Source organism: Paenibacillus sp. 4624, from assembly GCF_050435065.1.
In the GTDB taxonomy this organism is placed as follows: Bacteria; Bacillota; Bacilli; order Paenibacillales; family Paenibacillaceae; genus Paenibacillus; species Paenibacillus amylolyticus_D.
Map to the genome: position 1 here is coordinate 105,512 of NZ_JBNDJR010000004.1, position 15,624 is coordinate 121,135.

A 15,624-nucleotide genomic window follows, 5' to 3' on the forward strand; every position below is an offset into this window, starting at 1 on the left:
CTGCGTCCTCCCATAACGACTAGTACTGAATAATCAGCACATAGTCAAACCGTAATTATCCGTTAATTAAACGTAGTATATCATTATATGTTACTGCCAGCATCAGTACAAAGAGCATCGCGAACCCGACGAAATGCACCATACCTTCCCTGTTAGGGTCAACCGGACGTCCACGCAACGCTTCGATTCCGAGGAAAACGAGACGGCTGCCGTCCAGCGCAGGAATCGGGAGCAAATTGAAGATTCCCAGATAAAGGCTTAGAATCGCCGCCCATCTTGTTAATTGCTCAATACCTTGCTTGGCGATCTGACCAGTTACCTCAAACGTACGCACAGGTCCACCAATGTCATCCATGCTAAACTGATTAATCAAATGTCTGAATCCTTCAAAGATAACCTTGGTCGTATCCACCATAGCTACTCCCGAGAACTTGAACATTTCCACGAACCCAACAGAACGAGTAGGTAAGACAGGCGCAATTCCAACCTTTCCGCCTTCTTGACCTTCTACCGCACGAGGTGTAATGTTGACATTAAATGTCTCGTTTCCGCGGCGAATTGTCCATTCCATAGGCTTGTCTTTGGATTCAGCAATCATCGTCACCATTTTCTTAGAATCTATACCAATAACCGTACCATTAATGGTTTCGATGATATCCCCTTTTTGCAAGTTCGCCTCATCTGCAGCTCCACCTTTAAACACTTCACCGATCTGCAGATTCTTTGGATTTTCCACTGGAACACCTGCCATTTGCGCATAAACAGCGAACAGAACAAAAGCAAGAATAAAGTTCATGAGTGGACCTGCAAAAATAGCCATCGCGCGTTGAGCCACCGTTTTGCTGCCGAACTGTCGATCTTTAGGTGCAATTTGTGTCTCTTTACCACGGCTAACCAACATCGCTTGCGGATGAATTTGATAATGTTGTACTTCACCATCCACATCCAGTTGTAACTTAAGCGCATTCTCCATGTCAATGGAGATCACTTCTCCGCGAATCACATTTTTACGGTTATCCAGTTGGTCTAGATAGATCATTTTGACCTGATCGTCCACTGTTCGTACCGCTATGGTCTGTCCTTCCTGGATTTCAATCAGTTCCGGGTCTTCTCCTGCCATCCGTGCATATCCGCCAAAAGGCAGCAAGCGCAGCGTGAACTGCGTCTCATTTCTTTTATATGAGAATAATTTGGGACCAAAACCGATCGCAAATTCCCGTACAAGAATACCGGCGCGCTTGGCAAAATAATAATGCCCCCATTCATGCACTGTTACGATGACAAAGAACATGAGCACCGTTAGAAACACCACTTGTATGGTTTCCAATCCCTATTCATCCTCCTTCACGGCACGTACCGCAGTCTGTCCCTCTAGACTATCATTATTCTCTAATGCCGCACAAGAGAATCGCTTCTTTCCGTTTGTCTTGAAAAAAGAGATTACAGCAAGGACGCAAGCTTGCGGCTATCCTGATCACAAGCAGCTATTTGCTCCAGATCAGGGTTGTCCACATTCCGGTGCGCTTCCAGCACAGAAGCAATGATATCCTCTATTTTAAGGAATGAAATCTCTTTCCGCAAGAAACGCGCTACAGCAACCTCGTTAGCTGCATTAAAAGCCGTCGTTGCAGTCCCTCCCATTTTACCACATTCGTATGCCATTCTTAAACATGGGAAACGATCCATATCCATCTCCCTAAAATGAAGTTGTCCAACTTGGGCAAGAGACAACCGTTTTGCCGGAGAAGGCATACGGTCAGGATAGGTCAAAGCATATTGAATTGGGACCCGCATATCCGGAGTACCGAGCTGGGCAATGATACTTGTGTCTTCGAATTCCACATAGGAATGAATGATGCTCTCTGGATGAAGTAGAACATCAATCTGCTCATAGTCAAGACCAAACAACCAATGTGCCTCAATGACTTCAAGACCTTTGTTTACCATCGTTGCAGAATCAATCGTGATCTTTGAGCCCATTGACCAGTTTGGATGCTTGAGTGCATCCTCTACAGTCACCTGCTGTAGTTGCTCACGTGTAAGATGTCGAAACGAACCACCTGATGCAGTCAATGTAATTCCAGCCACACCCGATCGATTTTCTCCATTCAAGCACTGGAAAATAGCTGAATGTTCACTGTCTACAGGCAAAATAGAAACTCCTTTGGAGGCAGCTCTCTCTGTAACGATATGCCCAGCCGTAACCAACGTCTCCTTGTTGGCGAGTCCAATCTGTTTCCCGGATTCGATCGCTGCAAGTGTAGACTCCAGCCCAACACTTCCTACAACAGCCGTAACAACCGTATCTGCATCTGTTCCTGCCGCAACCTCGATGAGACCTTCCGAACCGTAATACACTTTCGTGCCTGCTGGCACATGTGGAGAAATCTTATCAGCCAACTCTTTTGAGCCTACCGAAACCTTTTTCGGCTGATAACGTCTAGTCTGTTCAATCAGCAAAGCTGTATTGCTCCCTGCAGCTAGTGCTTCCACTTGAAAGTGTTCTGGATGCATATCAACAACATCCAATGTCTGTGTCCCAATCGACCCTGTCGAGCCAAGAATCGCTATTTTTTTCATTGCTGCACCTCACCTCTAACGAATCCGATGCTTGTGGGCGAGCCACTTCAGTCATCTTGAAGCTGTCTTCTTCTAATAAGGCAGTAGCATCAGTATATGTACAAATGGAAACACCACAATCCAACTGTCGCACCGATCCAGAATACCACCATGCCCAGGAAGAAGATTGCCTGAATCCTTAATGTTGTAAACGCGTTTGTAAGCTGACTGGATCAAGTCACCCATCTGTCCAACTACTGCACAAGCAACCCCGATTAGAATTGCTCTCTGCCAGGAGAGTAAGCCATCTGACACCAGGGCAAACACCACCGCGGTCGCAATCGCAATGACAATGCCGCCAAGTGCTCCCTCCACCGTCTTGTTCGGACTGATCGAAGGCCAAAGTTTGTTTTTCCCTATCCATTTACCTACAAAATATGCTCCGGCATCACTTGCCCAGATTGAACCTAGCAGAAGGAATGTCCAGAATAAACCATGATGTAAATGTCTAGATTCTGCGATGTAATAGAATCCCGTTCCAATATACAATACGCCGATGAAAAGCATAGCAATTGTATTAATCGGTAATCTGTTCTTCGTGACGACCGAAGCGGTCATCAAAACTAGCATGATGATCCACGAAATTTGAAACAAGGATAACGGTCTTGCATCCCATACCATTTCCCAAGGAAATACCATAGAAACAATTCCAGCATATCCAATTAGAGCTACACCTGAAAAGGGCTTCACCCCGGTCATTTTCACAAATTCATAATAACCGATGAGAGCCATAAGCAAGACCAACCCGTGGTACCAGGGTCCGCCAAGCATACAAAAACCCAAAAACAATACACCTGCAATAATTCCCGTCGTTAATCGCTGTTTCAACGGCTTCATCCTCCATCTATTTCAAACCGCCGTAACGCCTTGTTCTGCGCTGATATTCGGCTACTGCTTCAAGCAGATGCTGTTTGCCAAATTCGGGCCAGTATATATCCGTAAACCATAATTCGCTATACGCAAGCTGCCATAACATAAAATTGCTCAGTCGCAGTTCTCCACTCGTTCGAATCAACAGATCCGGATCTGGCATATCTGCGGTTAGCATATGTTTGTCAATAAGTTCAGGTGTGATATCTTCCGCAGTCAGTTCCCCCGACTTCACCTGCAGAGCAATGTCTTTCACACATTCCGTCATCTCCCGGCGGCTTCCATAGTTCATCGCAAAATTCAACACCAGACCAGTGTTATGTTCCGTAAGACGAATAGCTTCCCGCAAAGCGTTAACCGTATGTGAAGGCAGATGTTCCTCATGTCCCATCATGCGGATACGTACATTTTTTTCTATCAGTTCTTCTAACTCAATAGCCAAAAACTCTTGCGGAAGTCTCATCAGAAAATCCACTTCTTCTTTTGGACGCGTCCAGTTTTCTGTCGAAAAAGCGTACATCGTCAGATATTTGATGCCCAGTTCATCCGCCGCGATGGTTGCACGTTTAACTGCCTTCATGCCATTCTGGTGTCCAGCTATCCGCGGGAGACCGAGACGTTTGGCCCATCGTCCATTGCCGTCCATGATGATGGCGACGTGCTGCGGGATATTATCCTCGGATATAGTCAGCGTTTCCTGCTTGTCAGCCCCATTCCACCACGACCGAACCCGTTTGATCATTCCTGTTCCTCCAAAATCCCTGAAGTTTCTTCATCTGAAGCTTGGAAAAAGAGACAAAACCCCACCGTATTGGAGGGGCTGCGCTTGTCTTACACTTCCATGATTTCTTTTTCTTTGGCAGCAAGTACCTTATCGACTTCAGCGATAAATTTATCAGTCGACTTTTGGATGTCGTCCTGATGTCTCCGGGATTCATCTTCGGAAATCTCGGACTTTTCCATTTTCTTAATGTCATCGTTCGCATCACGACGGATATTACGAATCGCAACTTTACCTTCTTCGCCAAACTTTTTAGTCAGTTTGACAAGTTCTGCTCTGCGCTCTTCCGTCAGCGGCGGGATGGATAGACGAATCATGCTACCATCGTTAGCTGGGGTCAGTCCCAGATCTGATTTCATAATTGCACGTTCAATATCATTCATCGAAGATTTGTCCCATGGCTGGATCATCAGCGTCCGGGAATCCGGAGTACTGATATTCGCGAGCTGGTTCAAAGGCGTCATTGCACCATAATACTCTACTTGTACGCGATCCAGAAGAGCTGGTGTTGCACGACCTGCACGCAAGGTAGCCAAGTCACGGCGCAGTGCCTGAATTGCTTTTTCCATACGCTCTTCAGCATGTTGTTTAACTGCTTGTGGCATTAATCTACACTCCCTTTAACGATTGTTCCGATACGTTCGCCCAAAACAACGCGTTTGATGTTACCTTGTTCTGTAATGTTAAATACGATCAACGGAATGTTGTTATCCATGCAAAGCGAAGATGCCGTTGAATCCATTACGCCAAGGTTTTTGTTAAGCACATCCAGGTACGTCAACTGTTCAAACTTCTCAGCTGTGCTGTCTTTGAATGGGTCTGCCGAATAGACACCATCCACTTTATTTTTGGCCATCAAGATCACTTCTGCCTCAATCTCTGCTGCGCGCAGTGCTGCTGTTGTATCCGTGGAGAAGAACGGATTACCTGTACCTGCTGCAAAAATAACGACACGGCCTTTCTCCAGATGACGAATGGCTTTACGACGAATGTACGGCTCAGCAATCTGCTGCATAGCAATTGATGTCTGCACACGAGTTGGCACTTCAATCTGTTCAAGTGCGTCTTGCAACGCCAGAGAGTTCATCACCGTCGCGAGCATCCCCATATAGTCCGCAGTTGCACGATCAATCCCGTTTTCACTGCCAGCAATACCCCGCCAGATGTTTCCTCCGCCGCATACAATCGCAACCTGCACGCCAAGGGCAACTACATCTTTTACCTGCTGAGCAATGGATGAAATCGTTGCTGCATCAATGCCATAGCCGTTTTGACCGGAAAGAGACTCTCCGCTCACCTTTAAGACAACACGTTTAAATACTGGCTGTTCCAATTGTTCACCCTCCACTTTGAATTGAACACCTTCCAGTGCCCAACCAACAAAACTTCTCGCGCATGGACTCCTGCTTAAAAAGAAAGGAACACAGAAGTGTTCCGTTCTTTTAGGAAAAACGATTAACCGTTCAGTCACTGTTTTCCAGAGATATAAGGGAGTTTACGCTTCGAAGTTTCATCATTCTTATATCTTCGAAAATCATTCCTGTTTTGTCGGCTTGATAAACCTCTTATTTGTTCACTTGGGACATAACTTCTTCTACGAAGTTATCCACTTTTTTCTCTAAACCTTCACCCAGTTCATAACGAACGAAACGACGGATAGAGATGTTCTCACCAATTTGGCTGATTTTTTCATTCAGCAATTGAGCGATTGTTTTGTCTGGATCTTTAACGAAAGTTTGCTCCATCAGGCAGTATTCTTCGTAGTATTTACCGATACGGCCTTCAACCATTTTCTCAACGATTTTTTCTGGTTTACCTTCGTTAAGTGCTTGAGCTTTCAAAATTTCTTTCTCTTTTTCCAGCTCATCTGTAGGAACTTCTTCGCGTGTAACGAATTTAGGGTTAGCAGCCGCGATTTGCATAGCTACATCTTTAACGAAATCTTTGAATTGGTCTGTTTTACCCACAAAGTCTGTTTCGCAGTTAACTTCAACCAATACACCGATACGTCCGCCAGCGTGGATGTAAGATTCTACTACACCTTCAGTAGCTGCACGTCCTGCTTTGCTTGCTGCTGCGGAAAGACCTTTCTCACGCAACAACTCAGCCGCTTTCGTGATATCACCGTTTGCTTCTTCCAGTGCTTTTTTGCAATCGAGCATACCTGCGCCCGTTTTTTCGCGAAGTTCTTTTACTGCGCTCGCATTAACTGCCATTATAAATTCCCTCCAGATTAAGTATTGTACGTACACGTACACTCTAAAAAAAGGGCAGTGAGAGGTTATCCACCTACCAACCACCCTTTTCATTTAATTCATGAATGTTATGTTCGAAAACTATTAAGCGGAAGTTTCTTCGCCTTGGTTAGCTTCGATAACGGCATCAGCCATTTTACCTGTCAGCAATTTAACAGCGCGAATCGCGTCGTCATTACCTGGGATAACATAATCGATCTCGTCTGGATCGCAGTTAGTATCAACGATACCAACAATTGGGATGCCCAATTTGCGAGCTTCAGCAACAGCGATACGCTCTTTGCGTGGATCGATGATGAACAGGGCGCTAGGCAGGCCTTTCATATTTTTAATACCGCCCAAGAATTTCTCGAGACGATCTTTTTCTTTGCGAAGCAAGATAACTTCTTTTTTAGGCAGAACAGCGAAAGTACCGTCTTCTTCCCAAGCTTCCAACTGTTTCAAACGATCAATACGTTTTTGAATAGTAGAGAAGTTAGTCAGGGTACCGCCGAGCCAACGTTGGTTAATGTAGAATTGACCAGCGCGTTCAGCTTCTTCTTTAACAGAATCTTGAGCTTGTTTCTTAGTACCTACGAAAAGAATAGTACCATTCTCGCCTGCGATTCCTTTAACGAAGTTGTAAGCCTCTTCGACTTTTTTCACCGTTTTTTGCAAATCGATGATGTAAATTCCGTTTCTTTCAGTGAAGATATAACGATCCATTTTTGGGTTCCAACGACGAGTCTGGTGACCGAAGTGTACCCCAGCTTCGAGAAGCTGCTTCATGGAGATTACTGCCATCTTCACACACCTCCTAATATGGTTTTTTATTGTGTCCTCCGCCAGCATCATTTTTCGCTAAGACTCTCCATCAGGAAAGCACCCTCAACAAAATTAGCACAGCGTGTGTTTTAACACCGTTATCTAATATATCACAAGTGTCATTCTGTTGCAACAATATCTGAATCTAAATTTTATAGCTTCATTATATTAGAAATAATCCACCGATCATCAAAAAGAACCGTCTAGTCCGAGCATGTGCGCTCAGCTTGACGGTTCTTTGGTAATTTTGGCGATAATCGACTTAAAACTCTCACCCTTTTCAAGAGAATACGTACCTACTTGAATTTTTTTATTAATACCCTGAGACTTCCCTGCCTTGATAAAAGCTTGTGCATCGTCCACAATACCAGCTTCTTTCAAGTTTTCGGCAACCATAACCAAACTATTTCCAGAACGCACCTTAAACGTTACAGCGGGTCCATTAGGTTTAGTTGGCGTCACAGGTGCATTGGTCTTTGGCTGATTTGTCTGTGCTTGAGTTTTTACATTACTGGACTCTGGCTCCTGTGGTTGCTTTGGTTCTGTCGGTTGTGCAGCAGAGGTAGTTTGCTCTGGTTTTTCAGCCGACTTCCCTTGCATCTGGCTGCTTTCCTGCTTTTTCTTTAACACCCACTCGGCTTCCGTGTATAACTCGTCTTGGGTACCCACCAGTTTCATATCCAGACTCTTTGCAGCTGTTTCCAGTTGTTCTTTCGTCCAATTGTCAGGTTGTACAGGTTCCAGATTACTGTCAGACAGGGCCTTTTGCCCTACCGTGGCTAGTTGAAGCAGGATTGCTCCAGTAATCATGCCGCTTCCTATACCAATCCACAAAGATCGCTTGTCCATGGTCAGCTCTCCTCCCGCTCTGCAAGCTGCAGTATCAATTGCACCTCACCAAGCTGTATGCCTGTTTGTCTAGAAATAGCATCCATAGACTTTCCTTCATCATATAGCCTAAAAAGCTCTGTGTAACGATCTTTAATCGATTCACGCTTCGGATCTTCTTCTTGCTCTGGGTTACCTTGCAGCTCTGATGCTGATGCCATTTGTTGATTCGTTTCAGCCATAACACTGTCCATGAGGCTTTGTGCTTGTAAACCCTCTGATCTCTGGCTCATGATGATCTCTGCAGGGTTGAGTTCAGTGGTCTTACCCTTTTGTTGCTCCAGCTGGTCAAGCCGTTGTTGCAATTGCTGAAGCTGTGAGTGCATCCGCTGATCTGCTGCAGTGGCCTCCCCTTTAAGTTCAGCCACACGTTGAATAAGAGCATCGTTATCTTGTTCAATCTCTGTCATGTAATGTTCGAGCGTTGACTCCATCTCCTGCACCAACTGATGCGATGGTTGCTGTACTTTGTCTTTTCGAGGCATAATGAGTGCATAAGCAATTGCGCAAGCTCCTAATATGACAATAATGATCCATGGTGACAAATTGCTTCTCTCCTTTTGTTACGACCAACCTCGGGCGCAAGCTTCCAGCATGTTTGTAGTCTTTTACATAGACAGATCAATATGTTTACCTTTGTAGGGATGCTCAGCAGGTTTGAAGTGCTCCTGCTCATCCATCGTCTCCCGTCCATTAGTACCACTATGCTGGTCTCCCCCGTCAGCATGACCATCTCGTACCGAAGTATGCGACGTCTCAGCCAGGGCTTCACTGCGCTGCCGTGCTTCATTGGCTTCTTTACTCGTCTGTTCAGCGAGCAGATTCTGGTCGGTAACCGGTCTCTGCTGGGCTTCACTTTGATACCGTCCCGCTTCACTTGTTCGCGGCACCGCAATCTGCAACTCCACTGCTTTGAAACTCATACGCTCACCTCACGGTTTCGAATGGATTTCCTCAAAAGGCTGTTGCTAGTTTTAAACGTACGGCACCATGGTAATATCTCCGTCCTGATAATAAAATGACATTCGGCTAACGGGATCTTTAATAAATTTCGTGTATCTGCCGATAACTATTTTAGAGCCCCCGTAGATCATCTTCAAAATATCAACATGAGCTCTACTTGTATCTTCAAGTACCTTTTCAATTTCCAAGATACGCATTTTCATTTCTTCAGTCTGATGAAGAGCTGATTTCTGAGTTGAGTTTAATTTGATTCTCATCGCCATCTTGTCTGGCGTTAGTTGTCCTGTTGCTGCCAGTTGATCCAGAAGAGTCAATGCTTTCTTGGTTTTGTCCAAGGAATCCATCTGTTCTCTCATTTCCTTACGCAATTCATTCATTTCGTTTCGGAGTCTGGGTAACACACCAACCTCAATCGAGGTGACTGTAGACATTGTGTTACCTACAACACGCGCAGATACATGCTCTCCGGCCTGTGTCGAGCCGCCAACGATAAGCCCTTTTGTTCCTGCACAGATTACAGCGTGACCCGCACGGATGTTGGAGTGCATAATGCTTTGGGACACAAGTACATCTTCACCTGCATCAACATTGCCTTCTTGAATGAATGTGCATTTCACATGATGCCCGGCATGAATTAAACCTTTGTTGTAACCGATGATCCCACCGGTAATTTCGATAGAGCCGCCTGCCTCCAGTTCTGCTCCTTCGACACCTCCGACGACACGAATGTCACCTGCCGCTTTTACTTTAAAGCCAGTAAGCACATTGCCTCGGATCACGACGTTACCTACAAAGTCAATATTTCCATGCTTATAGTCGACATCACCATTGACTTCATACACTGGAAATACGTTAAGTTTGTTTCCATCTGTTCTACTCACCAAGCCGTCAATTGCAGCATACATCGCAGAGCCGTCAGGACTGACAACAACGTTTTTTCCAACCTTGAATCGAGCTTCTTTTCCGGAACGAAAAGGAATCTCTTCACCAGTCACTGCTTTGCCTGGTATGCCATCTACAGGATCGATACGCTTTGCAATGATCTGACCACTACGCACATTGTCTAACCGGATCAGCTCTTTGTAATCCACTTTTCCATCTTCTGCTTCGAGCGGTCGTTGCTCGTTGTCATCTTCTTTACCAATCAAGACTTGAATATATCCATCGATCCCTTGTACAGGAGAAACGCCTTCGGCTATCTTGCATTTATCTTTCAGGTAGGCAGACGGGTTATTCACAAAAACTAATAATGCTTCTCGCAATAGACCATGTTTAACGCCCTTGCTCTCCACAAATTGTTCAAGCTCTTCCGCGGTACAGGAAAAGCCCTCTTCTTCGTTGTAATATTCAAGATAAGCGATACATTTATCATCGGATAAAACAACGTTTAGTGATTTTTCCATAGCAGTCCGTTGTGTCAACGCAGATCTTCCTCCTTTGTAGCCTGTCCACTCCCTATACATGTGGTTCACTTCTGCTCTCTAGTCTTTACGCATCAGTAGATCTTTTTGTTTATCCAGTGTGCCGCGAAGCCGCAATATGGCTTTGGAATGTAATTGGGAGATACGAGACGGTGAAAGAGACATAACCTCTGCAATTTCACTTAGAGAAAGGTCTTCATAATATAAAAGGGAGACCACCGTTCGTTCTTTCACTGTCAGCTTCTCAAGCCCTTGCACCAACGCTTCTTTTAAATAAAACTCATTGACTTTGTAATCCGGATTTTTGGCTTTTTCATCTACCATTAAAGATAGACGTGTCTCTGACTCTTCTTCCCGAATCGGATCTTCCAGCGAGCAGAGCGACATCACTGCCACCTCCTGAAGCATATGTTGAAAATCCTTGGTTGACACGTCCAAATACTGACTCATTTCTTCATCACTGACAGAACGCAAATAGGTCTGCTCCAGTTGCTGGTAGGCATCTTCAATCCGTTTCGCTTTCTCACGTACAGACCTGGGAACCCAATCTCCTTGACGTAATCCGTCGAGTATGGCTCCGCGAACCCTCCATGAAGCGTATGTCTCGAATTGCAAGCCTCGTTCATAATCGAATTTTTCCAATGCATCAATGAGACCCATTACCCCATTGCTTTCCAAGTCATCTTTCGGAACATTTTTGGGTAAACCGACGGCCAGACGGCCAGACACATAGTTAACAATATGAAGATATTTTTCGATCAACATTTTTTTTGCTTCAAGATCTCCGTATTCTTTCCACTTTTCCCACAGATCTGAATGGTTCAAATGTGAAGCTTTACGCTCGTTCAATCGCCTTCACCCTCCTTATTTGTCTGTCAGGTGACGAACGGCCTGCGCCAACTCCTCCGGGTCTTTGGTCCGGACAAGTTTAGGCGGATCCAAAGGGGCAAATCCCGTTGGAGCTTTCGTCTCAGATGGCGGATAATCAGCCCCGGCGGAGTCGCTCTGTCCGTTCTTGAGCAAGTCATTCAGCTCTTGTCCATCGTCTTCGAGTTTGATGTCCACCTGTGAACCTCTTAGATCTTGAGTCCCCTCTGAATCATACCCAGATCCATTTTCTACACGAGGGTTAAACAATATTCCCAATCCCCAACGCAGACCATATGCAAGAACATACCAGGCTACGAATCCAATTAATCCGCGTATTAAACTGGTCATCAACACATTGCTGCTGAATGCTACAAAAAAAGTCAGAACGAATCCGACTATGCCTGCTCCAAGATTAATGCGGTAGTTTCCTATCATGTATTATAATTCCTTTACACCCATTTGTACGCTACGAATAGTTAAAAGTCCTGTCTCACAATTCATTTCGATAGTTCGACCGTAATTTCCTCCTGTATCTTCGCCCAAAAGTGGAATTTTGAGCTGTTCCAACATTTCCCGACAGGAATCTGCATTTCGTGGTCCGATTCGCATTGTATCCCCTGCACCCGAGAAAGCAAACATCTGCGAACCTCCGGCCATCTTAGATACAATTCGGGATTGAGACGCGCCCATCTTCAGCATCTTCTCAAGCAATTCTGGCAATGCTGTATCCGCGTATTTAGCCGTGTTCAGATTACCCTCCCGGGCAATCTCTGAACTCGGAAGCATGACATGTGCCATTCCAGCGAGTTTTAAATGTGGGTCATACATCGTTAGCCCCACACATGACCCTAAGCCAGTTGTACGGATTACGCCAGGAAGTTGAGCGATATTCAGATCCGCCATACCGACTTTAACGATGCTCTTGTCCTCAATCATGGTCCAGTGGCACCCCTAGCGATTCGAAAATCTTGGCAAATGACGATGGATCAGGAATGAGGAAAAACTGTCCCTCTACTTGATCTTCACCTTCAAAGAAAGAAGTGTCAATCAATAATGCCGCATCGCCCATCTCTCCAAATTGCAATAGCCCATAACTAAGGATTGCTCCTGCCATGTCAATCGCCAGCCCCGGAACCGTTGGATACATCGATAACTTTGTGAAATCCGCCAGAGAAGACAGGTAAGATCCAGCGAGAATGTTTCCAATCTCTGATAGCGCTGAATGTTCCATATCAGTGAACGCCAAGCCTTCTTTTAGCTCAAAGCCAGCAAGACGGTTCAATAACAATTTAGCAGCCTCTGGTGTCATCATAAAGAAGAGATTGCCAGGCGCTTCACCTTCTACACGAAGAAATATTGTGACTACAATGCGCTCATCCCCACCCACCTTCTCAGCAACCTCCTCAAATGGAAGCATCTGAACGGTGGGTACGCCCATATCAATCGGCCTGTTAAGGAGTTGAGACAACGCCGTAGCGGCGTTGCCTGCTCCAATATTACCGACCTCTTTGAGCACATCCATTTGGAAACCCTCAAATCGGTTAAACATCTCCACGTGCTAGCCCTCAACACTTTCCAGCTGCACAATCTCGCTTTTATTTAATACTTCGTTTAGGTTGAGCATGATCAACAAGCGGCCATCTTCCAATTTCGCAACACCACGAAGATATCTTGCTTTCACGCCGCCAACCACTTCTGGCGGAGTATCGATCGAACTGCTTTTAATGTCGATAACATCATTGGCCGAGTCAACGATAAAACCAACCTGCATATCGTCAACACCAACAATGACGATCCGTGTTTGATCTGTATACTCCGTTTCCGCAAGGGAGAAGCGTCCGCGGAGATCAATAACCGGAATAACAACACCACGCAGGTTGATCACTCCTTTTACAAAGGAAAGTGTTTTGGGAACGCGGGTAATGGGCATCATGCGCTCAATAGTCTGAACCTTGTCTACCTCAATACCATACTCTTCGGTTCCCAATTTAAAGACGATGACTTTCAACTCTTCTTCCATGTAAAAAAACCTCCCTATTCGATTTAAAACTCCATCATCATGCTTATTTAATAAATGCGTTTGGATCAAGAATCAGAGCCACTTGTCCATCTCCAAGTATCGTCGCACCGGAGATTCCTTCAATCGTAGGAAGATACGTGCCCATAGACTTCAGAACAATCTCACTCTGACCAATGAATTCTTCAACAGCGACAGCTGCCAGACGCTCTCCTTTTCGAATCACAACAATCTCGGTTTCTTTCTCATCCGCATCGTTGAAATCCGGCACTCCGAAAACTTCGCTTAATGACAGATACGGAATCAAAGACTCACGGAACGTAATCATTTTATTGCCATGGATATTACGAACTTGCTCACGCTGTACAATCGCGGTCTCTACGATCGAAGACAATGGAACTGCATACTTCTCTGAACCAAGTCGTACAAGCATTGCAGCAATGATAGACAGAGTCAATGGAAGCTGTACGGAGAAGTTCGTACCTTTGCCTGGAGTTGATGTAATGGTTACATTACCGCCAAGCGAAGTGATTTTAGATTTTACAACGTCTAGACCTACTCCGCGGCCAGATATATCCGAGATCTTATCAGCTGTACTGAATCCAGGAGCGAACAACAATTGATTAACTTCATCATCGCTCATTTTCGCACCTTGTTCCTCCGTCACAACGCCTCGTTTGATCGCTGTTTGCAGGAGTTTGTCACGATAAATCCCTTTACCATCGTCTTCGATCTCAATAAACACGTGGTTGCCACTGTGGAAAGCTCGCAGATTAACTGTACCCAATTCCGGTTTTCCAGCTGCAACACGCTCCGAGATGGATTCAACCCCATGGTCAACCGCATTACGCAACAGATGCACAAGCGGATCTCCGATTTCATCAATAACCGTTCTGTCCAGTTCTGTTTCAGCACCTGTAATGACGAGATCGATCTTTTTATCCAATGTTTTAGCCAAGTCACGAATCATTCGTGGGAAGCGGTTAAAGACTGTATCTACAGGAACCATCCGCAATTTCAGTACGATGTTCTGCAAGTCCGTACTCACGCGGCTCAAGTGGGCTACAGTATCCGACAGATCGTTATTGCCTGTCTCACTAGCTAATTGTTCAAGGCGTGAACGGTCGATCAATAGTTCACTAAACAAGTTCATCAGTACATCAAGACGCTCAATGTCCACGCGAATTGTGCGTGAAGGTGCAGCTGCCTGTTTCGGCGTTGCTGCCTTCGTGGAAGCTGCTTTACCTTCTTCTTGAGGCTTCGAATCTAAAGCAGGCGCTTCCTTACTAATCACAGGGGCTGGTGCTTCTTCTACCGCAACTGCGGCAGCCACCTGATTCGTCATCTGCTGCAACGTTTCTTGATCCAGCTGAATCAATTTGGCACTCTCGATCTCCGAGATGCTCATAATGCCCTTTTCCAGTTCTTGCGCCTCTTTAGTCGTTATGTAATACAACGAGAAACTGCGCTCAAACTTCTCTTGCTCGATATCCTGAACAGAAGGATAAGCCTTAACGACCTCACCTGAACGCTCAAGCATGTCAAATACCATGTATGCCCGAACACCTTTTAACTGACTATGCTCACTCACAATGACATCAATATAGAATACACGGTGGCCTTCTGCGATCGACTGATCAAGAACTGAATATTGGAATTCGTCCAGTTCTACAGCATTGGAGATCGAGGAGTTCGTTTGCTTGTCTGCTTTTGCAGCAGGAGCACTGCCTCCTGTCCATTCGCCACTTTCAATAGCCTGAAGCGAAGCAACAATGGAGGAGACATCCGCTTTACCTTCACCGCCTCCGGTAATATCCTGAACCATAGTCTCCAAAGCATCCAAACTCTTGAACATGGTGTCAAAAATGTAATCCTGCATTTTCAACTTTTCATTACGAACCATATCTAGTACATTTTCCATTTTATGTGTCAGTGAAGCCAAATCCTCGAATCCCATGGTTGCCGCCATACCTTTGAGAGTATGAGCTGAGCGGAAGATGACCTGCACTATACCCAGATCTTCCGGATTCGCTTCTAGTTGTAGCATGTTTTCGTTAAGAGATTGTAGATGATCATTAGACTCATCAATAAACATGGATAAATATTGGTTCATGTCCATTGTGAGGCACCTCCTCC

At 45.3% G+C, this 15,624-nt stretch carries 18 protein-coding genes; all 18 read right to left on the bottom strand.

The features are described from left to right. Nucleotides 1-55: 55 nt before the first annotated feature. Entirely contained in the window at nucleotides 56-1,327 is a 1,272-nt protein-coding gene (gene rseP, locus ABIE27_RS10910; RefSeq protein WP_123064481.1) for an RIP metalloprotease RseP, read from the bottom strand. A 113-nt stretch (nucleotides 1,328-1,440) separates the two neighbouring features. Beyond that, complete coding sequence (locus ABIE27_RS10915) at nucleotides 1,441-2,580, bottom strand: 1-deoxy-D-xylulose-5-phosphate reductoisomerase (protein WP_123064480.1); 1,140 nt, start codon at nucleotides 2,578-2,580, stop codon at nucleotides 1,441-1,443. 72 nt (nucleotides 2,581-2,652) lie between these two features. Continuing rightward, complete coding sequence (locus ABIE27_RS10920; protein ID WP_123064479.1) at nucleotides 2,653-3,447, bottom strand: phosphatidate cytidylyltransferase; 795 nt, start codon at nucleotides 3,445-3,447, stop codon at nucleotides 2,653-2,655. 16 nt (nucleotides 3,448-3,463) lie between these two features. Continuing rightward, on the bottom strand, nucleotides 3,464-4,231 hold the full coding sequence (locus ABIE27_RS10925) for an isoprenyl transferase (RefSeq protein ID WP_123064478.1): 768 nt from the start codon (nucleotides 4,229-4,231) through the stop codon (nucleotides 3,464-3,466). 89 nt (nucleotides 4,232-4,320) lie between these two features. After that, nucleotides 4,321-4,875 carry a ribosome recycling factor gene (frr, locus tag ABIE27_RS10930; RefSeq protein ID WP_123064477.1) on the bottom strand — a complete coding sequence of 185 codons (555 nt, stop codon included), beginning with the start codon at nucleotides 4,873-4,875 and terminating at the stop codon, nucleotides 4,321-4,323. Beyond that, nucleotides 4,875-5,603: a UMP kinase gene (pyrH, locus tag ABIE27_RS10935; RefSeq protein WP_111270032.1), complete on the bottom strand. Its 729-nt coding sequence runs from the start codon at nucleotides 5,601-5,603 to the stop codon at nucleotides 4,875-4,877. Before pyrH ends, frr begins: the two co-directional genes overlap by 1 nt. A gap of 232 nt (nucleotides 5,604-5,835) precedes the next feature. Next, nucleotides 5,836-6,486, bottom strand: a complete 651-nt coding sequence (gene tsf, locus ABIE27_RS10940) for a translation elongation factor Ts (RefSeq protein ID WP_123064476.1) — start codon at nucleotides 6,484-6,486, stop codon at nucleotides 5,836-5,838. Nucleotides 6,487-6,609: 123 nt separating this feature from the next. Next, nucleotides 6,610-7,308, bottom strand: a complete 699-nt coding sequence (rpsB, locus tag ABIE27_RS10945; protein WP_024630243.1) for a 30S ribosomal protein S2 — start codon at nucleotides 7,306-7,308, stop codon at nucleotides 6,610-6,612. Between the two features lie 243 nt (nucleotides 7,309-7,551). Then, the gene (locus ABIE27_RS10950) at nucleotides 7,552-8,178 is read right to left on the bottom strand and encodes an endolytic transglycosylase MltG (RefSeq protein WP_123064475.1); all 627 of its coding nucleotides are present in this window, start codon (nucleotides 8,176-8,178) and stop codon (nucleotides 7,552-7,554) included. A gap of 2 nt (nucleotides 8,179-8,180) precedes the next feature. Continuing rightward, the gene (locus ABIE27_RS10955; protein ID WP_429350536.1) at nucleotides 8,181-8,762 is read right to left on the bottom strand and encodes a hypothetical protein; all 582 of its coding nucleotides are present in this window, start codon (nucleotides 8,760-8,762) and stop codon (nucleotides 8,181-8,183) included. A 63-nt stretch (nucleotides 8,763-8,825) separates the two neighbouring features. Further along, nucleotides 8,826-9,140 carry a hypothetical protein gene (locus ABIE27_RS10960; RefSeq protein ID WP_123064473.1) on the bottom strand — a complete coding sequence of 105 codons (315 nt, stop codon included), beginning with the start codon at nucleotides 9,138-9,140 and terminating at the stop codon, nucleotides 8,826-8,828. A 51-nt stretch (nucleotides 9,141-9,191) separates the two neighbouring features. Continuing rightward, nucleotides 9,192-10,601, bottom strand: coding sequence for a DUF342 domain-containing protein (locus tag ABIE27_RS10965; protein WP_429350537.1), 1,410 nt, complete (start codon nucleotides 10,599-10,601; stop codon nucleotides 9,192-9,194). Between the two features lie 60 nt (nucleotides 10,602-10,661). Beyond that, complete coding sequence (locus ABIE27_RS10970) at nucleotides 10,662-11,450, bottom strand: FliA/WhiG family RNA polymerase sigma factor (RefSeq protein WP_123064471.1); 789 nt, start codon at nucleotides 11,448-11,450, stop codon at nucleotides 10,662-10,664. 15 nt (nucleotides 11,451-11,465) lie between these two features. After that, nucleotides 11,466-11,906 carry a hypothetical protein gene (locus ABIE27_RS10975; RefSeq protein WP_429350538.1) on the bottom strand — a complete coding sequence of 147 codons (441 nt, stop codon included), beginning with the start codon at nucleotides 11,904-11,906 and terminating at the stop codon, nucleotides 11,466-11,468. 3 nt (nucleotides 11,907-11,909) lie between these two features. After that, complete coding sequence (locus ABIE27_RS10980) at nucleotides 11,910-12,407, bottom strand: chemotaxis protein CheD (RefSeq protein ID WP_123064469.1); 498 nt, start codon at nucleotides 12,405-12,407, stop codon at nucleotides 11,910-11,912. Then, on the bottom strand, nucleotides 12,400-13,020 hold the full coding sequence (locus ABIE27_RS10985; RefSeq protein ID WP_123064535.1) for a chemotaxis protein CheC: 621 nt from the start codon (nucleotides 13,018-13,020) through the stop codon (nucleotides 12,400-12,402). Before ABIE27_RS10985 ends, ABIE27_RS10980 begins: the two co-directional genes overlap by 8 nt. 9 nt (nucleotides 13,021-13,029) lie before the next feature. Next, on the bottom strand, nucleotides 13,030-13,491 hold the full coding sequence (locus tag ABIE27_RS10990; RefSeq protein WP_123064468.1) for a chemotaxis protein CheW: 462 nt from the start codon (nucleotides 13,489-13,491) through the stop codon (nucleotides 13,030-13,032). Between the two features lie 43 nt (nucleotides 13,492-13,534). Continuing rightward, complete coding sequence (locus tag ABIE27_RS10995) at nucleotides 13,535-15,607, bottom strand: chemotaxis protein CheW (protein ID WP_429350539.1); 2,073 nt, start codon at nucleotides 15,605-15,607, stop codon at nucleotides 13,535-13,537. Nucleotides 15,608-15,624: the final 17 nt, after the last annotated feature.